The sequence below is a fragment of the Micromonospora sp. NPDC048169 genome, from assembly GCF_040652815.1.
In the GTDB taxonomy this organism is placed as follows: Bacteria; Actinomycetota; Actinomycetes; order Mycobacteriales; family Micromonosporaceae; genus Micromonospora.
On sequence record NZ_JBEZMS010000002.1, the window covers coordinates 1 to 21,282 of the forward strand.

At 68.6% G+C, this 21,282-nt stretch carries 16 protein-coding genes, 1 tRNA gene and 1 pseudogene; 11 read left to right on the forward strand and 7 right to left on the reverse strand.

Annotated features, from left to right (window positions below):
* The 8 genes from AB0D28_RS01890 to AB0D28_RS01925 all read left to right on the forward strand — a co-directional run.
* Positions 1-344: integrase core domain-containing protein (locus tag AB0D28_RS01890; protein WP_357381195.1), on the forward strand; the 344-nt coding region annotated here is incomplete at its 5' end.
* Positions 345-487: 143 nt separating this feature from the next.
* The gene (gene fxlM / locus AB0D28_RS01895; RefSeq protein WP_357381197.1) at positions 488-1,729 is read left to right on the forward strand and encodes a methyltransferase, FxLD system; all 1,242 of its coding nucleotides are present in this window, start codon (positions 488-490) and stop codon (positions 1,727-1,729) included.
* Positions 1,730-1,741: 12 nt separating this feature from the next.
* Positions 1,742-1,897 carry an FxLD family lanthipeptide gene (gene fxlA, locus AB0D28_RS01900; protein WP_088643751.1) on the forward strand — a complete coding sequence of 52 codons (156 nt, stop codon included), beginning with the start codon at positions 1,742-1,744 and terminating at the stop codon, positions 1,895-1,897.
* A gap of 68 nt (positions 1,898-1,965) precedes the next feature.
* Complete coding sequence (locus tag AB0D28_RS01905) at positions 1,966-4,713, forward strand: lantibiotic dehydratase (protein ID WP_357381199.1); 2,748 nt, start codon at positions 1,966-1,968, stop codon at positions 4,711-4,713.
* Positions 4,710-5,780, forward strand: a complete 1,071-nt coding sequence (locus AB0D28_RS01910) for a lanthionine synthetase C family protein (RefSeq protein WP_357381201.1) — start codon at positions 4,710-4,712, stop codon at positions 5,778-5,780. Before AB0D28_RS01905 ends, AB0D28_RS01910 begins: the two co-directional genes overlap by 4 nt.
* Before the next feature lie 14 nt (positions 5,781-5,794).
* Complete coding sequence (locus AB0D28_RS01915; protein WP_357381203.1) at positions 5,795-6,577, forward strand: thiopeptide-type bacteriocin biosynthesis protein; 783 nt, start codon at positions 5,795-5,797, stop codon at positions 6,575-6,577.
* 33 nt (positions 6,578-6,610) lie between these two features.
* Positions 6,611-7,045, forward strand: a complete 435-nt coding sequence (locus AB0D28_RS01920; RefSeq protein ID WP_209959921.1) for an NUDIX domain-containing protein — start codon at positions 6,611-6,613, stop codon at positions 7,043-7,045.
* Positions 7,046-7,078: 33 nt separating this feature from the next.
* Positions 7,079-7,648, forward strand: a complete 570-nt coding sequence (locus tag AB0D28_RS01925) for a nucleotidyltransferase family protein (protein ID WP_357381205.1) — start codon at positions 7,079-7,081, stop codon at positions 7,646-7,648.
* A gap of 82 nt (positions 7,649-7,730) precedes the next feature.
* On the opposite strand, the gene AB0D28_RS01930 is transcribed toward AB0D28_RS01925, so the two are convergent.
* Positions 7,731-8,189 carry a hypothetical protein gene (locus AB0D28_RS01930; RefSeq protein WP_357381207.1) on the reverse strand — a complete coding sequence of 153 codons (459 nt, stop codon included), beginning with the start codon at positions 8,187-8,189 and terminating at the stop codon, positions 7,731-7,733.
* A gap of 726 nt (positions 8,190-8,915) precedes the next feature.
* Here AB0D28_RS01930 and AB0D28_RS01935 point away from each other — a divergent pair.
* Complete coding sequence (locus tag AB0D28_RS01935; RefSeq protein ID WP_223201434.1) at positions 8,916-9,035, forward strand: IS3 family transposase; 120 nt, start codon at positions 8,916-8,918, stop codon at positions 9,033-9,035.
* On the opposite strand, the pseudogene AB0D28_RS01940 reads toward AB0D28_RS01935, so the two are convergent.
* Positions 9,021-11,852: pseudogene (locus AB0D28_RS01940) on the reverse strand (LuxR family transcriptional regulator); the annotation flags it as partial. The gene AB0D28_RS01935 and the pseudogene AB0D28_RS01940 overlap by 15 nt on opposite strands.
* A 119-nt stretch (positions 11,853-11,971) precedes the next feature.
* Between AB0D28_RS01940 and AB0D28_RS01945 the strand changes: the two are divergent.
* Positions 11,972-15,415 carry a M28 family peptidase gene (locus tag AB0D28_RS01945; RefSeq protein ID WP_318273123.1) on the forward strand — a complete coding sequence of 1,148 codons (3,444 nt, stop codon included), beginning with the start codon at positions 11,972-11,974 and terminating at the stop codon, positions 15,413-15,415.
* 422 nt (positions 15,416-15,837) lie between these two features.
* Here AB0D28_RS01945 and AB0D28_RS01950 read toward each other — a convergent pair whose 3' ends face one another.
* The 5 genes from AB0D28_RS01950 to AB0D28_RS01970 all read right to left on the reverse strand — a co-directional run bounded on the left by AB0D28_RS01950 (position 15,838) and on the right by AB0D28_RS01970 (position 20,666).
* Positions 15,838-16,287, reverse strand: coding sequence for a hypothetical protein (locus AB0D28_RS01950; RefSeq protein WP_124778772.1), 450 nt, complete (start codon positions 16,285-16,287; stop codon positions 15,838-15,840).
* 5 nt (positions 16,288-16,292) lie between these two features.
* Positions 16,293-16,640, reverse strand: a complete 348-nt coding sequence (locus tag AB0D28_RS01955) for a hypothetical protein (RefSeq protein WP_091113588.1) — start codon at positions 16,638-16,640, stop codon at positions 16,293-16,295.
* 1,642 nt (positions 16,641-18,282) lie between these two features.
* Complete coding sequence (locus AB0D28_RS01960; protein WP_357381209.1) at positions 18,283-19,164, reverse strand: PfkB family carbohydrate kinase; 882 nt, start codon at positions 19,162-19,164, stop codon at positions 18,283-18,285.
* Positions 19,161-19,550, reverse strand: coding sequence for a hypothetical protein (locus AB0D28_RS01965; RefSeq protein ID WP_357381211.1), 390 nt, complete (start codon positions 19,548-19,550; stop codon positions 19,161-19,163). The genes AB0D28_RS01960 and AB0D28_RS01965 overlap by 4 nt, the downstream gene beginning before the upstream one ends.
* A 72-nt stretch (positions 19,551-19,622) precedes the next feature.
* On the reverse strand, positions 19,623-20,666 hold the full coding sequence (locus AB0D28_RS01970; RefSeq protein WP_357381213.1) for a helix-turn-helix transcriptional regulator: 1,044 nt from the start codon (positions 20,664-20,666) through the stop codon (positions 19,623-19,625).
* A 394-nt stretch (positions 20,667-21,060) separates the two neighbouring features.
* Here AB0D28_RS01970 and AB0D28_RS01975 point away from each other — a divergent pair.
* Positions 21,061-21,133: transfer RNA gene (locus AB0D28_RS01975), tRNA-Arg, on the forward strand.
* The last annotated feature ends 149 nt before the right edge of the window (positions 21,134-21,282 follow it).

Consider the following 21,282-nt stretch of genomic DNA (forward strand, 5'->3'; position numbering starts at 1 on the left):
CCCGCGGCGGCAGCGTCGAAGGGGTGATCTTCCACAGCGACAGGGGCAGTGAGTACACCTCGGCCGACTTCGCCCGAGCCTGCTCCCGATGGAAGATGCGCCAGCCGATGGGCCGGGTCGGGTCGTGCTTCGACAACGCCGTCGCCGAGGCCACCTTCTCCACCATCAAGGTCGAGTACGTACACCGCCGCCACTTCCGCACCCGCACAGAAGCCCGGATCAAGATCGCCACCTGGATCACCGACTTCTACAACCAGCGCCGCCGGCACTCCGTCTGCGACTGGCGCTCACCCGCCGACTACGAACGACCAGAGACCCGCGCCCTGGAGGCCCAGGCCGCATAACGGAGCCCTCCACGATTCCAGGGGATTGACAGATACCCGTGTGACTTGGCGAGTCCAGCGGCTTGACGCTCGGTTGGGCCCGAGAAGAGCGGTACGGCGGACCACCCGATCGGGAGGTCCTGATGGAGAGGGAGAGCACCCGAATGAGTGTCGACACGGCGAGCGGCGAGGACCTCCACGCCGCAATGGTCGATCAGCTCGTCGCTGATCACATGGAGAAAGGGCTGGTCATGCGGCCCGAGGTGGAGGCGGCACTACGGTCCGTGCCACGTCATCTGTTCACGCCGGATGCCGCGCTTACGGAGGCGTATCGGGCCGACCAGGCCGTGGTGACCAAGCGGATCGGCGACGAGGCGGTCAGTTCGGTGTCGGCGCCGTGGCTCATCGCGGAGATGCTCGGTCAGGCAGCCGACGCCGTCGACGGCGGGTTGGCCGGTCGGCACGTCCTGGAGATCGGTTCCGGCGGATACAACGCCGCGCTGCTGCGCGAGCTGGTCGGCCCCGAGGGCTCGGTCACGACCGTAGACATCGATCGTGAGGTAACTGACCGGGCCACCGCCTGCCTCACCGCAGCGGGTTACGACGACGTGGCCGTGGTGTGCGCGGACGCCGAGCAACCGGTCAACCCGGGCCGCACATACGACCTGATCATCGTCACGGTCGGCGCCTGGGACATCTCACCGGCCTGGACCGCGCAGCTCGCCGAGAACGGAACGCTCGTCGTGCCGCTACGGACGTTCGGGATGACCCGCTCATGGGCGATGCGTCGGACCGGCGATCGGCTGGTCAGCCACAGCCAGCGGTTGTGCGGGTTCGTGTCGATGCAGGGCGCCGGGGCACATCAGGTGCGGTACGTCGACATCGCTGACGGGGTTCACCTGCGGCTGGATGAGGACCAGCAGGTCGATCGCCGCGCCGTCGGTGAGCTGTTGGCGCAGCCGCAGACGCAGGCATGGGCCGGGGTGAGCCTGCCCCCTCGTACCGTCTTGGCTGACCTCGACCTGTGGTTGGCGACCCGCATCACCGATGCGGGACAGCTTTTCGTTGTTCTCACGGCTCAGCAGGAGGCAGTGGATTCCGGCGTCGTCGCCCCGGCGTGGCGCTTCGGCACACCGGCCGCCCTCAACGACGGCGCGTTCTGCTACCGCTCGACGCTGCGCTGGAACGACGACGACATGTTTGACCTCGGCGCCTGTGCACATGGGCCCGACGCCGCGTCGGCGGCCGGTCGGATAGTCGGACAGATGCGCGCATGGCTGGATTCGGGTAGTCCTTCGCCGGTGCTGCACGTCCTGCCCGCTGGTACTCCCGACGGCGACCTGCCGGCCGGGACGGTGTTGGACAAGCGGCACAGCCGCTTCGTCCTCACCTTCACCCCCGCATAGAAGGGAAAGCACGTGAACGACACCGACACCTCGGAGTTCGCCCTAGACGTCAGCCTGGTCGACGCCGGCCCCACCGCGGGCGGCTACGCCACCGCCACCGACGACGGGTGCGGCTCCGGCAACACCGGCTCCAACGCCTGCACCACTAAGTGCGACGGCGGCAACTGACCCATCCGTTCCTCTCACGATCGGGCCCGGCGTCGCGCACGCCGGGCCCGACGATTCGGTGGTGCATCATGGTTCCCGCATCTGGCGCGGCGCTGATCAGAATCGCCTCCTACCCCAAGGGTCTCGTTCTGCCGCCCTGGCCCGACATGGCCCACGGTCATCCGGATCAGTGGCGAGAGTGGCTGGACACCTCGTGGACGCTGCCCGGATTCGCGGCAGCCGTCACCGGCGCGGCACCGCAGTTGGCCGACCAGATCCAACGCACGCTGAGCGGGGAGCCGGTGCCTCAGCAGCGGCTGCGGCGCCTGGTGCAGTCAGCGGTCCGGTACCTGCTGCGCTGGACCACCCGTGCGACCCCGTTCGGCACGTTCGCCGGCGTCGCCCCGGTCCAGTTCGGCGCTCGCGCGGCAGTCCGCCTGGGCGACGCCCATCGCGCGGTCCCACGCCCCGACGGCCAGTTCATCGCCGAACACACCGCGCGGGCCGAACACGACCTGGCCACCCTGCGCACCGTCCCCGTCGTGACGAACTCATTGGGATACCGGCGCGGCGACAGGTGGGTGCTGCCCTGCGCCCACGCCAGCGACGATCGGCGGTGGGACGTCGAGATCCGCCTGACCAGCCCAATCCGGGCGGCGATCCAGGCGGCGCGGTCCCCGGTCAGGTTCGCCGACCTCGCCGAGACGATCGCGGTACCTGCCGGCATCGCCGACGCCGAGCGGCTGCTGGCCGACCTGGTTCACACCGGGGTGCTGCTGTCGGCTCTCCGCCCGCCCATGACCGCCACCGACCTGGCCGCTCAGGTCGCCCGCCGCTTCGTCATTCCGACGCCGGGCAGCCGGACCGCCGTCGATCTACGTGCCGACATCGCCGTGACCCTGCCCCCGCCGGTCCTGCACGAGGCGGAGCGGGCCGCGTCGACCCTCGTGGCGGTAGCGCCACCACCTACCCCCGGATGGGCCGAGTACCACAACGCGTTCATCGAGCGATGGGGCCCAGGCGCGGCTGTTCCCATCCGTGATGTGCTGAACGTGCTGGGCTTTCCGGCCGGCTACCGGGGATCCACCCGCCGCGCCCCAGCGCTGTTCACCGCCCGCGACCGTCTGCTCGGACAGCTCGCGCAGCAGGCCGCACTCGACGGCTGCACCGAAGTGGTGCTCGACGACGCGCTGATCGACCGGCTCCGCGGGAATGACGACCGGCCGCCGATCCCGCACACCGAACTGCGGGCTGCCCTCGCGGCCCACACTCCGCGCGATCTGGACCGCGGCGCGTTCACCCTGACGGTACTCAGCGGGTCCCGCCACGCCGGGGTCGCCGCCGCCCGGTTCCTGCATCTGCTCACCCCCTCCGAACTCGCCGGATTCCAACAGGTCTACCGGCAGCTGCCGACCGCCCTGCCCAGCGCAACCACGCTGCAGCTGTCCGGACCACCCCTTGACACCCGCCTCACCGCAGTAGCCCGCACGCCCGAGCTGCTGCCCGTCCTCCCTGTCGGCGACTTCCACCCGGCACCGCCGTACACGATCGAAGACCTGGCGGTGACCGGCGACGGACGCCGGTTGTGGCTCGTATTGGCGGCCACCGGTCAGCCCGTCGAACCGCTGCTGTTCAACAGCGTGCTGCTACCCACGCTGCAGCAGCCGCTGATGCGGTTCCTGGCCGAGATCTGGACCGCCTGGACGGCACCGTGCAGCCGGTTCGACTGGGGACACGCCAGCGGCCTGCCGTTCCTACCCCGCCTGCGACGGGGACGCACCATCTTGCACCCCGCCCGCTGGATCGTCGACCACACCGCGCTTCCCGCTCAGGGGACAGCATGGGCGCAGTGGCGTGACGCCTGGCGACGACACCGCCTCCAACGGCACATCCCGCAGCAGGTCCTGGTCGGCGATGACGACATACGCCTACACCTTGACCTGGACAACCCCGCCCACCTGGCGGTCCTACGCGACCACCTCGAACGGCATCCCCGCACCGCGATCACCGAGGCTCCAGGGCCAGCGGGCTGGATCGACGACCGCCCCGCCGAACTCCTGCTCACCCTCACCCACCCCGCGCCGGCCGCTCAACCAGCCCGACCAGCCCGACCAGCCACCACTGTTCAGCACTGGCCAGGGCAGTCACGGTGGATCGAGGCACACCTACACGGTCGGCTCGACGACATCTTGACCGACTTCGCCGGCCGCCCCGCCGGCCACCTACCAGCCGGCTGGTGGTTCCTGAGGTATCCCCACCCCGAGCCGCACCTGCGGCTACGCATCCCGCTTCCGGACACCGACCGGTTCGCCGACACCACCCGGCACCTCGCCAGATGGGTGCAGCACCTGCACGATGACGCCCTCCTGCACGACTACAGCCTGCACCCGTACCGCCCCGAAACCCGCCACGGCGCCGCGGCGACCCTCGCCGCCGCCGAGCGGGTGTTCGCCGCCGACTCCCACGCCGCCCTGCACCGGCTCACCGGCGACCGACAGGCCGCCACCGCCGCCGGGATGATCGCCATCGCCGACGGCTTCACCGGCGACGGGCCGCGCTGGCTCGCCACCCACGTCCCTCACCGAACCGGCCCCCGCCTCGACCCCGCCCAGCTCGAACAAGCCCGACGCCCCGTGCATGACGAGCGACTCGCGGCAGCGCTGGCCGCCTACCGCTCCATGGTCGCCGATGACGGGCTCGACCCCGACGACGTGCTGGGTGACCTGCTGCACCTGCACCACGCCCGCATGATCGGCGTCGACCCCGCCTCCGAACGGCACTGCCTGCGGATGGCCCGCACCATCGCCCGCACCACCATCGCCGGGCTCAAGCCGTGACCACGGGACAGTCCCTCGCCGACGGCGCGGCCGGCATCGCCCTGCTGCACCTACAAACCGGCAACCGGCCAGCAGCGTACGAGGCACTGCGCCACGCCACCGCCGGTGGCGTGAGCATCAGCGACGGAGCCAGCCTCTTCTACGGCGCTCCCGCACTCGCCTTCGTCCTCGCCACCACCGACCACCCCGGGCTCGCCCAGGCACGATCGGCCACCGCCGACGGCACCGCCACAGTGACACGCCGACGACTCGACGCCGCCCACCGCCGCATCGACCAACACCAGCAGCCCCACTACGCCGAGTACGACCTCATCCGCGGACTGACCGGACTCGGCGTTGTCCTGCGCAGGCTCGGCGATCACGAACTGCTCCGCCAGGTCCTGGACTACCTCATCCGGCTCACCGAACCGCAAGGCGAGCTACCCGGCTGGTGGTGCTGGAACGGGCCCGAACGCCGCCAGCCACCGCCCGCCGGCGGTCACGCGAACCTCGGCATAGCCCACGGCATCACCGGCCCCCTGGCACTGCTCGCCCTCACCCTCTGCGACGGCATCACCGTCGCCGGACACACCACGGCGATCAACCGCATCAGCCGATGGCTGGACGCCTGGCAGCAGCACACCGACAGCACGATCTGGTGGCCGCAAACCATCACCCTCACCGACCTACACCGCGGAACAACGGCCCAGCGAACCCCGCTGCGGCCGTCCTGGTGCTACGGCACCCCCGGCATCGCCCGCGCCCAGCAACTCGCCGCACAAGCCCTGCACGACACCACTCGGCAGCGCCTCGCCGAGACCGCCTTCACCACCTGCGTCACCGACCCCGAACAACTTCGACGGCTCACCGACCGAAGCCTGTGCCACGGCACCGCCGGACTGGTGGCTACCGCCCGCCGGGTCGCTTCCGATGCCCTCACCTTGATACCCCTGGCTGCCGTAGAAGATCTCCACCGACAGACCGCCCCCACCCCCAACGAGCCCGAAGGGCTGCTCGATGGCAGGGCAGGCGCCGACCTCGTCACCGCCGTCGCCACCGCCTGGGACGCCTGTCTCCTCCTCACCTGACGAAAGAGCCATCCGTGGACCACACCCCCTGGCACCAGGTCAACATCACCTACCCCGGCCAGGCCGCCCAGGAGCGCGAGCAACAGGCCGTCGCCCACCTGCGCCGAGTGCTTCCCGCCGCCGAGACCGCCGGCCTGATCACCTCCTGGTGGTTCATCCGCAAAGGCGCTTGGCGCATCCGTTACCTCCCAACAGGAAGCCCAGAGAGCGGGGATCAGGCCCGCGGGCTACTCACCGAAGGGGTTACCTGGGCCGGTGACATCTACGAACCCGAAACCCACGCCTTCGGCGGCCACGACGCCATGACCACCGCCCACACGCTGTTCCACCACGACAGCCGCCACCTCCTCACCTACCTCCACCAGCACCCCACCACCCGGCGCGAACACTCCCTGATCTTGTGCACCGCCCTTATGCGCGCAGCACGGCTCGACCTCAACGAGCAAGGCGACGTCTGGGCACAAGTCGTCGAGCACCGCGCAGCACACCTCAACCAGGCACCCCCAACCGATGCCCCAAGGTGGGAGAGGTTCACCGGAGACGTTCGAAGCCTGCTGCTCGGCGCACCTCGCACCACCGGCGACTGGCACACCGCATTCGCACACGCTGGCGCAGCCCTACACCGCCAACGGGAAACGGGCACCCTCGCCCGTGGCCTGCGGGCAGTAATCGCCTTGCACGTGATCTTCCACTGGAACAGGCTCGGCCTACCCGCCACCACCCAGGCCACCCTCGCCCGAGCGGCCCAGGAAGCCATCTTCGGCCCGCCCGATACACACCTGCCAGACCCCGGGTAGACGCACCAGAGGAAAGGAGTGGAGGAAGGCGCCGTGCCCGAGAAGGTGATCACCAACAAGGTTCTCTGCTACGTCGTACGGGACGGGCACCTGCTCGTCTTCCGCCACACCGACTTCAGCTACGAGGAGGTAGGCATCCAGGTGCCCGGCGGCAGCGTCCGCCCCGGTGAGGACCCGGCGGACGCGGCGCTGCGCGAGGCCCGCGAAGAGACCGGACTGACCGGCTTCACCGTCGTGCGCAAGCTGGGGGAGATCGAGTACGACCTCAGCCCGCTCCGCTTTGAGATCCAACGTCGGCACGTCTTCGAGTTGGCGCTGCACGGGCCGACGCCCGAGCGATGGGCGAGCCAGGAAGACCACGACGGCGAGCAGGAGCCCACCCGGTTCGAGTGCTTCTGGATACCGCTACGGACCGCGCACGTCCTGCAGTCTGGCCAGGGCGCGCTGGTGGGCCGGTTGTTCGACTGACCAGGAATCCAACAGCGACAATCGGGGGAAACGATGCGAGAAGACGAACTGCGGGACCTGGTCCTGCGCAGCCCATGGATGATCCGGGCGCTGGGCGTCGTTCGGGACTCCGGCCTGCCGGACGCCTGGATCGGCGCCGGCGCCATCCGCGACCTCGTCTGGGGCGAGCGATACGGCGACGGCTTCGACCCGTCATCGGTGCGGGACGTCGACGTCGTCTTCCACGACCCGACGGACCTGAGCCGCGACAACGACGACCGGGCCACCCGGCGACTGGTGGCGGCCTGGCCGAATCCGCCGTGGGAGGCAAAGAACCAGGCCGCGGTGCATACCTGGTACCCGGCCAAGTTCGGCGGAGGTCCGGTGGCGCCGCTGCGGACCGTCGCCGATGCCGTTGCCACCTGGCCCGAGTACGCCACCGCCGTGGCCGTCCGCCTCGACGCGCATGACCAGATCACGGTATGCGCGCCGCACGGCCTCGACGATCTGCTCGACGGGGTGTGGCGGCGCAACCCGGCCAGGGTCAGCGCGGAGATCTCCCGGCGGCGACTCTCCCGCCACCGCCCCACCGAACGCTGGCCCGGTGTCCGCGTCGTGATGTGACCCGGCGTTCGAAGCCCGCTGCCCGAGTCGACCTGCTGATCGCAGGGCGCCATCGTCGCGGCATGAGCGGATGCGGCGTCGGCTACCTCGGGAGGTGTTCGACCGCAGCCGCAGGCACAGTCGCGACTATATGATCCTCGGTCAGATCCGACTGCACGTCGATCATCGGGCCTCGGCCGGCGTAGCGTACGGTGAAGCTGATCTGCCGGAGCCACGTCTCGTCGTATTTCGAGAGAGCTTCCGGCAGTGCGCCCACGAGTCGGACCTCGTCGCCCGGCTTGAACGGAGCGTCTGCCGGGGCCTCGGTGCGGAGGACGGCCGAGATCGCGTGGATGAGGGACTCCAGCGGTTCAGTGTCTGCGCCGTAGTGGACGAGATGGCCGGCTTGGCCGAAAATTTGCTCGGCCTCGGCTCTGCTCAGATCGGCGAGCGCCTCTGCCGCGCCGCCGGACAGGGCCTGCCCCTCCGACAGGGCAAGTTGCGCAGCCAGCGCTGTAAGCAGCCGATCGATGACACCATCTGTAACGTCGGCCTCTACCACCTGGTGAGGATACGGCGAACAGCGGCACTTCTGTCGACCGGTATACGACGGGGCGCCGACATCCGCTCATCGGCATGTGCGGACGCCTGGGGGGATCATCATGGTCAGATTCGCGGCGGGTCCGAGCGACCTCGGGCTGAGCGCTCCCTGGTCTCCGGTGGCGGCGCCGACTGTTGGCATGCGGACGGAACGTCGTTGATCTTCGATGATGTGCGCGGTGTGTGCTCTCCAGCGGATGCCAACCCGGGTGAACCGGTGCCAACACGGGTCACCGCGGCCGACCGCCGGTCGCAAACCGGCGTTCGTGTGCTCGGGCTGTGGTCCTGGGCTGGGAGAACGGCGGTCCGGGGAACGTGGGCGAATGTGGGCCACTCCCTGCCACCCCAGGTGAACCCCCAGGTCGCGAGACTAGGCCCTCGCGCCCTCGTAGCTCAGGGGATAGAGCATCGGTTTCCTAAGACCGTCATCTATGCATGTCGGTAGGCCGACTGCCTGCGATTCAGCCGTTCATTACCTCTGTTTGTTGGTCGCATTGGATAGCTGCTGCGCTCCGTTGCTGGCGGTTACAGTAGCAAACCGGCCGCCTCTGTTGCTTTTTGTGTCAACTTTCTCGATTCTAAATCCTCGTCACGGCATTTTGCGACTTGACGTAGCGAGGATGCTGTCCGGGGAAGCACGTGCGATCCTCGCCCAACCCGCTCCTTTACGCCGCACGCCGAGTTACGCCTGGGCACCGGAGTCGGAAGTGGGCGCAAACGCGTTGCCAGGCTGATGCGCCAGGCCGGGCTGCAGGGCTTCTGCCGGCGCTGCCGTCAGGGCTGCAAGGTGCGCGAGTTGGACGCGTGAGTGGATGCCGAGCTTCCGGTAGACGCGGGTGAGGTTTGCTTCGACTGTTTTGACACTGATGGTGAGGGCGGTGGCGATGTCGCGGTTGGTCGCTCCGCTGGCGGCGAGCTCGACGCAGCGCTGTTCGGCGGAGGTGAGGCAGGGGAGCGTACTGCTGTGCGCGGGGACGGGCTCCAGTTGGTGGAGGGTGCGGGTGGCGGCTTCGATCCAGGGGTGTGCCTGGTGCGTGCTGAAGAGGTCGGCGGCGCTCTGCGCCGCGGTGCGGGCGCTGGCGCGTCGGCGTCCGCGTCGTTCGGTGTGGCTGAGGGCCAGGAGGGTTCGACCGTGTTCGATGGGCAGGTGGCGGAGGTGGTCGGCTGCTGCGGTGAGGAGGTCGGCGGCCGCATCGTAGTTGCCCAGGGTGGCTTCCAGGAGTGCCTGGGAGCGGTCGAGCACGGGGAGGACGCAGCTTCTATCTAGATCAGTCGCGGTGCGACGGGTATCGGTCAGCAGTTTGCGGGCTTGGTCGAGGTAGCCGAGGGAGATGAGGGCTTGGGCGAGGTCGGCGTGCCAGCGCAGGACGGACGGGTCGCGGACCTGCTGGCGCTTCTCAAGCGTACGGACCTCTTCCAGCGCCTCCAGGGCTTCTTTCGGACGCCCGGTGACCAGGAGAAGATGTCCGAGGACGAAGAGGTTTCGGGAGAGGAAGACTTTGTTGTCCTCCCGGCGGGAGGTGTCCGCCCCGCGGCGTGCGTGAGCGAGGGCGGAGTCGGTGCACGAGGCGGTGCCCTCGACCAGGGCGGAGGTGTAGCACGTTGGTGCGGGGTCCAAGGCGGCTCTGTCGGTAAGCGACAGGGCGCGGCCGGCGTAGTCGAGGGCCAGTCCGCACCGTCCGGCGCGGATCTCGACTTCGGCGAGGCTGCGCAGGACATCCACGGTGGCTTCGGCGTCTCCGGTCCGCTCGGCTTCGACGAGCAGAGGCAGCAGTGCGCTGCGGGCTTCGTCCAGACGGTCGTCGAAGATGGCGTGCCGGGCGGAGAGCTGTTCGGGCCTGGCGTTGACGGCGATGTGAGTGCTGCGTGGCAGGGACAGGGCGTGGCCGAGCGTGGTCTCGGCTTGGGGGCGGCCGAGGATGCGTTGGATGCGGGCCTGCATCGTGAGGGCCATGGCGGTGGTGGCGGTGTCGCCAGCGCTCCGGGCGAGGCTGGCGGCCCGGGCAGCCTGGGCGCACGCCCGGTCGGGATCGCCGTTGACGTTGGCCCAGATCGCCTGGCGGACGAGGATCTGCGCGGTCAGGTCCGGATGTCCGGCCGCTTCGTGAAGTGCGTCGGCGAACAGCTTGTCGCCGTTGTACAGGTGCTGTCCGCCTGAGTCGATCAGGGCGATGAGGGCGTTGACGCGGTTGGCGGGGCTGCTGTCGTGGTTCAGGACGAGGCGGACGGCAGCCTGGCCGCGGGGCAGGTCGCCGTTGTGGGCGGCGTCGCGTACGGCGGTCAGCGCCCGTTCGGTGAGCAGGTCGGCGTCGGTCTCCGGGGTACGTTCGGCGGCGAGCAGGGAGAGCTCGGCCGCTAGTGCGGGTTCTCCGCGCAGCCGGGCGCGGGCGGCGGCGCGGTCGGCGCAGTCGGCCGACTGCGGGTCGTTGGTGTCGGCCGCCAGCGTGGTGTGACGGTCGCGGCGGATGCTGTCGCGGCTGGCTTCGGCCAGGCGGGCGTGCAGGAGCCTGCGTGTGGCGACCGGCGGTCGGGCCGCGAGTTCGGCACCGATCGCGGCGGCGGCGAACCGGATCTTCCCGTCGACCTGCCCGATGTTGATCAGTCCGGCTGCCTCGGCCTCTGCGAGAAGGTTTTCGGCGGGCGGGCCGGCGAGGCGGCTCAGCAGTTCGCGGTCGGGCCGGTCGTCGAGTGCGGCGACCGTCAACAGTTCCTGAACTTCGGCCGACACAGTGCCCAGCCATTCGTTCACCAGTCGGCGGGCGGCCGGCGGCAGGACCAGGTCGTCTACGAGACCCTGAGCGGCCGGCAGGTCGGTGGCGCGGCTGCGGGCCCCGGCGAATGCGAGGGCTAGGGCCGGGTTCCCTCCGCTGCGGATGTGGGTCTGCGTGACCTCGTAGGGGGTTAGCCGGTACGGCGACAGCAGGGTTGCGACCTGATCGGGTGTCAGCGCCGGGATGCGTACCGCACAGGGGTCCTCGCCGCACCAGTGGCCTTCGCTCCCCGGGCGCCAGATTCGCTCTGCGGCTATGACGGGAAGGTCGGGAGCCAGGCGCAGTGCCCAACGCAAGACGGCCGCGCTGGCCGTATCCAGCCACTGGGCGTTGTCCACCACCAGTGTCAGAGGCGGGGTGTCCAGCAGCAGGGTGGCGGTCAACCGGCGCAGCCGTAGAGCGGTCCCGGCGGGATCGGCAGAGCCCGGCACTCCGACGGCCTTGTCGATTCCGGTCGCGAGTTCCCGCGCGGCCGGCAGCGGTTGGAGGGCCAGTGCGAGTTCGAGCAGTCCGGTGTAGGGGACCTGGGCGTCCTGTGGGCTCGGAGCCAGCCTTAGGACAGGCATGCCCAGCTGCTGCCCGAGTACACCGGCCGCAGCGGTCTTGCCGATCCCGGGCGGACCGAACAGCACCACCCGACGGGCGCCGCGCACGACGCCCGGTACCACCGGCAGCATGGTGCCGGTGGCCCCCTGATGCGCATTCACTGCCGTCGCAGAATCTGGCACCGGATCATAGTGCGCCCGACGGTCCTTCGCGCACCAGAGCAAGGGGTTGCCCTGATTTCGGCCAGCCTCCGCCGTTCCTAGTGTCATCGCCAAAGCCGAGCTGTCACCGGTTGCCGGAGATCCCATCAACACGGGCCCTGCTGCCACACCCCTCAACCCATCTCGGCGGGAGGATTGCGATGTATCGAAGAACTGCCATGGCGGCCGCTGTCGCGGTTGCGCTTACCCTGGGCACCGTGACCGGGGTGGCCACCCAGTCGACCGCAGCCACCCCGCCCCCTACACCCACGGTTGCGCAGAGCCCGCTGTCGCTGGCGATCTCTGCAGCCGACCGCGCTGCCGACGGCGGTCACGACGCGCTGGCGAAAGGCCCCTTCGAGCAGTACGACCGTCGCATGGTGATCCCGTGGGTGGACGGCCTGTTCTCCATTGCCTACGAGCGCACCTACCGGGGCCTGCCGGTGGTCGGCGGCGACGCCGCCGTACTCGCCGACGGCCGGGGCGCCATCCGGGCGATCTCGGCCGCCACCAAGACGAAGATCAACGTCTCCGTCGTGCCGACGGTCGCCGCCGACCGCGCCGAGCAGACCGCCAAGGGCCTGCTCACCAAGGTCGACCAGGTCGAGTCGCGCACCCTCGTGGTGCACGTCAAGGACAGCACCGCGCGACTCGCGTGGGAGGTCGTCGTCGCCGGGCGCACCGCCTCGGCGCCCAGCCACCTGCATGTCTTCGTGGACGCGCGCAACGGCCAGGTGCTGGCCAAGCAGGAGGACGCCGCGGCCGGTTCCGGCACCGGCAAGTGGAACGGGCCCAGCCCACTGTCGATCACCACGTCGCAGTCGGGCAGCACGTACTACCTGCGCGACACCACGCGCACCGGCCTGAACTGCCAGGACTACAGCACCAGCACCGTCTTCTCCGGCGCCGACGACAGCTGGGGCAACGGAGTGGGCACAAGCAAGGAGACCGGCTGCGTCGACGCACTGTACTCGGCGCAGAAGGAATGGGACATGCTGTCGGCCTGGCTGGGCCGCAACGGGCACAACGGCAACGGCGGCAGCTGGCCGATCAAGGTCGGCCTGAACGAGCAGAACGCCTACTGGGACGGCTCGACGATCACGATCGGCAAGAACTCGGCAGGCAACTGGATCTCCTCGATGGATGTGGTGGGTCACGAGTTCGGCCACGGCATGGACCAGAACACCCCCGGCGGCACCAGCTCCGAAGCCGGCCTCGGCGAAGCCACCGGCGACATCTTCGGCGCCCTGACCGAGGCATACGCCAACCAGTCCAGCGCCTACGACGAACCCGACTACCTGGTCGGTGAGGAGATCGACCTCGTCGGCGACGGCCCGATCCGCAACATGTACAACCCCTCGCTGGTCGGCGGCCACCCGAACTGCTACTCCTCGTCGATCCCGAACACGGAGGTACACGCGGCCGCAGGTCCGCTCAACCACTGGTTCTACCTGCTCGCCGAGGGCAGCGCGCCGGGCGGCGGCAAGCCGAACAGCCCCATCTGCTCGGGCGGCCCGTCGTCGGTCACCGGCGTGGGCATCCAGTCCGCCGGAAAGATCTTCTACGGCGGCATGCTGCTGAAGACCTCCGGCATGACCCACAAGAAGTACCGCACCGCGACCCTGACCGCCGCGAAGAACCTGGACTCCTCGTGCGTCCTGTTCAACCGGACCAAGGACGCGTGGAACGCGGTCGCGGTCCCGGCCCAGACCGGCGACCCGACCTGCACCGGTTCCAGCACCGACTTCTCCGTCTCGGTCAGCCCCACCTCGGGCAGCGTCAACGCGGGCTCCTCGGTCACCGCGACGGTCAACACCGCGACCGTCTCCGGCAGCGCGCAGACCGTGTCGCTGACCTCCTCGGGTGCCCCGTCGGGGGTCACCGTGTCGTTCAGCCCGACGTCGGTGACGTCGGGCAACAGCTCCACGATGACGGTGGCGACCACCTCCAGTGCGGCTGCGGGCACGTACACCATCACCGTGACCGGCACCGGTTCGATCACCCACACCGCGCAGTACACGCTCACGGTCAACGGCGGCACCCCCGGTGGCACCGCGCCGGACATCGACGTCGCCAACGTGCAGGCGCACCTGACACAGCTCAGCACCATCGCCACCAACAACGGCGGCACCCGCCGCTCGACCGGCCAGGGCTACCTGCAGTCGGTGGCGTACGTCAAGGGCAAGCTGCAGGCCGCCGGCTTCACCGTCACCGAGCAGCCCTGCACCTCCGGCTGCACCAGCGGTGCAGGCCCGAACCTGATCGCCGAGTGGCCGGGCGGTAACGCGAGCAACGTCTACATGTTCGGCGCCCACCTGGACGGCGTCTCGGTCGGTCCGGGCATCAACGACAACGGCTCCGGCTCGGCGGCGCTGCTCGAGGTCGCCCTCGCGCTGGCCGCGCAGAACCCGACCATGCTGAACAAGGTCCGCTTCGGCTGGTGGACCGACGAGGAACAGGGCCTCAACGGCTCCAAGTTCTACGTCAACTCGCTGACCAGTACCCAGCGAACGGCGATCAAGGCCTACTACAACTTCGACATGATCGCGTCGAAGAACGGCGGCTACTTCATCAACAACATCACCTCGACCGCGTCGCAGCCGATGAAGGCGTACTGGGACTCCCTCAGCCTGCAGCCGGAGGAGAACGTCGAGGGCCAGGGCCGTTCCGACGACTACTCGTTCCAGAACGCGGGCATCCCGACCTCCGGTTACGCGATGGGCGCCAGCGCCACCAAGACGTCGGCCCAGGCGTCGAAGTGGGGCGGCACGGCCGGTCAGTCCTACGACTCCTGCTACCACTCCTCGTGCGACACCCTCAGCAACATCGACGCCACCGCGCTGAACCGGGCTGCCGACGGCATCGCCTACACGCTGTGGAACCGGGCGGTCGGCACCTCGACGCCGACCAACGACTTCTCGATCTCGGCCAGCCCCTCGTCGGGCACCGTGAACGCGGGGTCCAGCACCACGACCACCGTCGGCACCGCCACCACCTCGGGCAGCGCCCAGACGGTGACCCTGACCGCCAGCGGCGCCCCCACGGGCGTAACGGTCTCGTTCAGCCCGTCGTCGGTCACCTCCGGCAGCTCGTCGACCGCCACCATCGCGGTCGGCTCGTCGGTGGCCGGCGGCACCTACACCATCACCATCACCGGCACGGGGTCGGTGTCGCACAGCACCACGTACACGCTGACCGTGACCGGCGGACCGGGCGGCTGCACCGCCGCCCAGCTGATCCTCAACGGCGGGTTCGAAAGCGGCACCTCGCCGTGGACCGGCTCCACCGGCGCGATCGGCACCTCTATCGGGCAGGTGCCGCGCAGCGGCACCCGGTACGCGTGGCTCGGCGGATACGGCTACACCGCGACCGAGGCCATCAGCCAGACCGTCACCATCCCGTCGGGCTGCACCAGTGCGGTACTGACCTACTGGCTGCACATCGACACGAACGAGTACGGGGCGCTCGCCTACGACGTGTTCACGATCAAGGCCAACGGCACCACCGTGGCGTCGCTGTCCAACATGAACGCTGCCACGGGCTACACGCAGCGCACCGTCAACCTCGGCGCGTACGCCGGCCAGACGGTCACGCTGACCTTCACCGGCACCGAGGACGCCTACCTGCAGACCAGCTTCGTGCTGGACGACGTGACCCTGCAGATCGGCTGAGTTCAACGGCAGGGTGGGGCGCTCGCCCCACCCTGCCGCAGGTCCTGCGCCCCTGTTCCGCTGCCGGACCGGACCTTAGCCTGAATCCGTGGATTGGATTCTGGGTGCGTTGTCGGGTTGATCTAGCCGATTGGGGGTGTGATGGATCCGCTGGCCCTGGTCTCCGTAGAACGCCAAGTAACCCGGCTCCGCCTTGACCTGGCGAGAGGCGAAGTCCATCGCCTCCGGGCGCAGATCTGCCCAACCTCGCGGGAAGCGGCCGTACCGGTCGTAGAACCTCCGCAACAGCGCGAACCCGGCCGTATCTCGCCATGCTTGGACGCAACCAGGTCCAGCTCAGCAGGGACAAGGGTCCAGTGCTCGACCAGCTCGCCGATGCTCAGAGGAGATCGACTCACAGCGGTCAACCACCGTGGCAGCGATCAGGGACCGCGCAGACCCCCAAAAAGATCAACTATTTGGCCCCTGGTCGCAAGATCGGCGTGGTTGGTCGTGAAGGGCCCGTCGGCGTGTGACCAGGTCCAGCGAAGCCGTCGGTGGGTCAGCCACGCACTAGCCTGGCCGGCGAGGTCGCGGTGCCGGCGCTGGGTCCTGTTGGTGTCGCCGCCGTCGGTGGTGAAGGCGAGCAGGGCGTAGCCGCCGGGGATGCCGGCGTGGGGCTCGCCGGGGTGCCGGCTGCCGTCGACGGGGAGGTGCACGCTGGCCAGGGCCGGTGCGCCCTGTCCGGGCAGGGTTTGCAGCATGTGGACGCGGCCGTGGTCGACCAGGTGCCATCGGCCGTCCAGGGGCAGCCTGAGCACGGTGCGGGCGTGGGCGAACAGTTCGTAGGCGTCGACGGGGTCCTGCACGACGAGGGTGGTGGTCGCGGTCATCGTGGTCACCGGGCCCAGATCGCCAGGGCTGCGGTGGTGGCGGCGCCGGCGTACCCGGCGAGCAGCAGCGGCACGGCGCGGGAGATGGCGGTGTACTTGGCCCGTACGGCGCGGGAGAGCCACCACAACTCGCGGGCGCGTGCGAGGGGGGCGGTCTGGGCTCCCGGGTCGGTGTCGCCACCGACAACGCGGACCAGGACGTCCTGGGCGGTGTCGGTGTCGGCGTAGGCGACGAACCCGAAGTCCCCACCCCGAAATCCCGGTACGCGAAACCCGCGTCCGGCACCGGTGGGGCTACTGAACCGCCGAAAGCCCTTGCGGCAGGGCTGGCGCCGCGCGCCCTTTATGGGCATCACCGCACGCTCTTCCGCGCTCGTCGAAGAGGGCCGATGCCCACCGAACTCGCACATCGTGTCCGGGGTGTCTGTCGGTGACGGCGGCAGGCTGAGGTTGCCGTGCCCGTTGGGCCGGGAGTGGGGATGGCTGAAGTGTGTTCCGCCGTGATCGTGGCTGACGTTCGAGGTGCCAACCCCGCTCCCCCCGCCCGGATAGGGTTAGGGCGTGTCGAGCCGTTCGCTTCGAAGGCAGAAACTTTATCTCAATGGCGAATCGCCACCAGGTTGCGAAGAAATTCCCTTCCGTTGATCTTTCTGTTCGGTGATGCGCCCAGACGCGTGCCTTGTCCGACGGTTCGGACTCGATGGGGTCAGTGTGATCGGCCAGGTTGAGCTCTTGGTCAATCTGCTGGGACGGGCAACGCCCCTGGTTCACTGCATAACCCCAATCGTGCAAGCGAACAAGCTTCACTTCCTTCCTGCGTGTTGGATCGGGTGCGGTCGCTGTGCATAAAGACTGACCGACATGGGTCGTAGGACGAGACTCCTAGGCCCATTGTCATGGTCTCAACGTGCATCGCAAGACCCGTCGCACATGGTGTGCGATGTTCCAGCTTGGAGGGACGGTTGACTAGCAGCCCTGAACCCGTGAGTCTGTTGACGGGCGCCCATTGGTAACGCGAAGTGTCTTAAATTTTCCTGGGAACTGTCAGCAGCGATAAAGAGTACCGGGCATGGGAGAAGGGGATATATATGCCAGCGAAGGGGTCTGTTGAAGCGGGCAATGGCGGCGTTCCGAAACGGCGTGAGTCCGATGGCGGCATCACCCCTCCGGCAGTTGCGTCTGGAGGTGCGAGTGGGAGCAGCGGGCCGCTAACCCGTGTAACCGTCAATTTTACTCAAAGGTCAATGTTGGCGCTCGATAGTGCCGTCCGGAAGTCGGGAGATACCAGAACGGACACCATCAACCGCGCAATTCAAGTATATGATCTAGTGCAAGATGTCCTAAAGCGCGGCGATGGCCGAAGCCTGCTGATCAAGTATCCGAATGGCGAATGCGAGCGCCTGCTAATGATGTGACTAGCCGCTCGGCTCTTAACGCATTCGGGCAGATGTTGGACTTGAATGGCACCAATTCTTCCCAAGGGTAGAGCAGGAGCAGTCACCGCCGGGTATAGAAAGTAGGCAGGGCTGACCATCTCGCGGCGGCGGCCATTGGCGACACGGCTGCTGGGGAAAGTCCATTCCGTCTGTCCGTTGTAGTCGTGGCCGCGCGCAGCGCTGCATTATCCTGCCTTGGAGGCCCTCTTGCCGGCGAGACCCCTTGCGGCATCGTTGTAAACCCCTGTGCTCGTAATCGACGGAGCGTCGCTCGTCGACTTTGCCGGCTTCGTCTACGAGTTCTCGCAGCTGCTCTGTCACGCAACCCGAGCGGAAGCCTCGATGCCTTCAGCGACATCCTCTTCGAGCAGGACCCTGGGAGGCTGGCCGTTCTGCTGACCGCAGTCGGTGTGCCAGGCATGCCGCTGCCAGAGGCCTTGTCGGATACGCACTCGAGTTCGAACCGATCGTCCCTCGCGATCTTGTGGAGACTCGGATCAGTGCGGGCGTCTGGCAACCATGAAGGCCAGCGATGTCACCGTCGTCCCGACCTAGTCGCCTAGCGTCTGTCGACCTGCACGAAGGTTGTTGCGGCGGCGACGCCTTTGGCGACTGCGTGGGGTAGCGGCACGTTGTGAGCGAGTCGTGCGGCGAGGGTGCCGAGGAAGGCGTCACCGGCCCCGCTGGTGTTGATGGGCTTGACGTGTGATGCGGGGACGAGTGCGGTGTGGTCGGCATCGCTGTAGGCGGCGCCGCGAGCGCCAGCGGTCACCACCACCGCTCGTGGGCCCAGCTTGCGGAGTTCCTGCGCTGCGATCGACGGATTGGCATGGTGGCGGCCCAGTATCGCTGCCGCTTCGGCCTCGTTCGAAACGAACAGGTCGAGTGGGGCCAGGGCGGTCAGACCGAGCGAGGGATGTGGCACGAGGTTGCCGATGAGCGTCTCTGCGTGGTGATGCCGGAAGACGGCGTCAACGGCATCGGGCTGGAGATCGAGCTGGGTTACCACGATCGGAGCTCGTAGCTGCTGAAGTGCGTTGCGCACATGCTCGCTGGCGAGCTCAGTCTCTGTGGAGTGTGCGAGGACGATGTAGTTCTCGCCGTCGGGGGTGATCTCGATGATCGCGGTACCGGTCGGAGCCGATGGCACGACTTGAAGGAAGGACATGTCGATGGCCGCGTTGGTGAGGGCTCGGCTCAGGGAGGCGCCCCATTCGTCGTCGCCGACGTTGGTGATCAGGCTGGCGCGGACGCCCGCTTGTCGTGCGGCCAAAGCCTGGTTGAGGCTCTTGCCGCCCGGTGTGGTCGTCGCGGGTGACGAGGCGAACGTCGTCCGGCCAGCGACGGGCCGTTGGGGGATCCGCACGGTGATGTCGATGTTGGCGCGGCCGACGAAGGCGACATGCGGCGTACGGACCTGATCGGGTAGTTGGTGACTCATCCGCTGGTGGCCAGCTGGTCGAGGAGCTGTCGCACTTCCGGCTGGCTGGAGAAGGGTTCGAGTCGCCGGGCCAGGGTGGTGACGTTTCGGCGGACCCGAACCGAGCCCGTCGTGGTAGCCGTGGTCAACGCTTCAGCCGCGACGGTGGCGGCCTGGCCTGGTTCCGAAGCCGCCAGGTAGGCGTGCGCCGTGCGGGAGAGGTACACGCCCCGTTCGCGTCGGTAGCGGTCGGGCCACGTGTTGACGGCGTTGGTGAAGCTGTCGATGGCCCGACGCGGTTGGTTGAGGCGGAGCCATCCCTCGCCCTCCTGCGCCGCAAGGTACGGCCGGGTGCAGAACGAACCGAGGGCACTGCTTCCCCCGCTCGGCGGCCTGGCGGTCGCCACGAGTGTGTGGGCACGCTCGACCGCGGCCTGGAAAGCGGAGGCGTCCTGCGCGATGGCGCTGCCGTGCGCCTGCTAGATGGCGGCGAAGGCGTGCAGGAGCGGGGGCGTGTCGGGCAGGCGGGAAGCGGCACGGGCCAGCCCGACGACACAGTCCTCGTCCCCGGTTCCCACCATCCGCTGTGCCTTACGGGTCAGGACGTACGCCCAGAACTCCTGATCGTCGGCTTCCTGCGCCATGCTTCCCGCGCGGTCCAGCCAGCGGTCGCCCGCGGCCCGGTCGCCGAGATCGTCGCTGAGCCAACCCGCGAACTCGCTCCACCGTGCCTCGGTGCTGAGAAGCCGGTTACGAAGCTGTCCACGTGTCTGCCGACGCAGGGCGGCGATCAGCGCGATCTGCTGTTCGACGGTCGACAGGATGGTGAGGCCACCCAGCAGGTCGTCCGCTTGTACGAGGAGCGCGCGAAGCTCCGCGAAGTGATCGACAACGGCAGGGTCGACGGACCGTGGGTGAGAAACGCCTGTGGTGGTGACAACCGGCACGGCGGTGAGGCCAGCGGCCAGTTCCAGCAGAGCCCTCCGGCTTACCCGCAATGACATCGCCTGCCCATCGGACATGACCGCAAGCGTAACCGCGTCACCATCGTGAAAGTCCGTCTCACCTGCCACCGCGGCACCGGCGACCCGCGCGAGTGGTGCCGTCAGGCCGTTCGGACCACCGGCCGTCAGATCCGTGGCGGCGAGGTCGCGCAACGACTCCCGTGCCGGATCCGTCACCGGGACACCGTGAGTGCCAGCCGGTAGTGAGCGGTCCTCGACTTCGCCCCACCGCATGCGTTGTGCCGCTTCGACTTTCTCCTGATCAAGCTGCTGCTTCAGGCGCCGATAGTCGTCGTAGTCGGCCAGCAACTCTCCACCAGCGGCTAGGGCCGCTTCACAGCGCTGCCAGAAGATCCGGTCCGGGCATTGCTGCCCGCGCTCGACGCCCGCGATCGTGGTCCGGGAAACCGGCACCCGCCTCGCCAATGCCAACTGGGTCAGCCCACGCACGTTGCGCCAGGCGGCAAGCCTTGCACCCAGTGCCCGCTTCGCATCGTCTACCCGCTGCGGATCGATCATGACGCCCGTCCCTTCACAACCCCGTACGGACACGACGGCTGCATTGACGCAAAGCGACGTTACCGTAACCGATCTCCGCCAGAACCGGCCAGCGCCTCAACAACCCCGGCGCCGACGTCCTTGTCCGCGCCGAGCAACGTCTATCGGCGGGCGACCCGAGACCCGACTCCGGACCTTCGATGATGTGCGCGGTGTGTGCTCGAGAGCGGATGCCACCGTGGGGCAACCGGTGCCACCGGATGCCACGGCGGGTCAACGGGCCGGGTCGCTGCCGGGGTCCGTGTGCTCGGGGTGTGGTCATCGGTCGGCCCTGACCAGGGCGACGACGTGGGTGAACGTGGGCCACTCCCTGCCACCCCGGGTGAACCGGCAGGCCGCTAGACTGGGCACTCGCGCCCTCGTAGCTCAGGGGATAGAGCATCGGTTTCCTAAACCGTGTGTCGCAGGTTCGAATCCTGCCGGGGGCACCTCGATACACCGCCGAAACGCCGCCTGTATCCGGCCCTGTCGGCTACCTCGGTTGCCGGCAGCGGGGGCCTGCCCGTGACGCTCGCGCCGCATCCTCACCACGGACTCGTCGGTTGCCCGGCGCCGTGCTCCTACCCGTCCCGCGTCA

Bases quoted from the DNA above. Each gene is read 5' to 3' on its own strand.
- fxlM (WP_357381197.1), top strand. From the start codon at position 488: ATGAGTGTCGACACGGCGAGCGGCGAGGACCTCCACGCCGCAATGGTC.
- AB0D28_RS01905 (WP_357381199.1), top strand. From the start codon at position 1,966: ATGGTTCCCGCATCTGGCGCGGCGCTGATCAGAATCGCCTCCTACCCC.
- AB0D28_RS01925 (WP_357381205.1), top strand. From the start codon at position 7,079: ATGCGAGAAGACGAACTGCGGGACCTGGTCCTGCGCAGCCCATGGATG.
- AB0D28_RS01950 (WP_124778772.1), bottom strand. From the start codon at position 16,287: ATGACCGCGACCACCACCCTCGTCGTGCAGGACCCCGTCGACGCCTAC.
- AB0D28_RS01955 (WP_091113588.1), bottom strand. From the start codon at position 16,640: ATGCCCATAAAGGGCGCGCGGCGCCAGCCCTGCCGCAAGGGCTTTCGG.
- AB0D28_RS01960 (WP_357381209.1), bottom strand. From the start codon at position 19,164: ATGAGTCACCAACTACCCGATCAGGTCCGTACGCCGCATGTCGCCTTC.
- AB0D28_RS01970 (WP_357381213.1), bottom strand. From the start codon at position 20,666: ATGATCGATCCGCAGCGGGTAGACGATGCGAAGCGGGCACTGGGTGCA.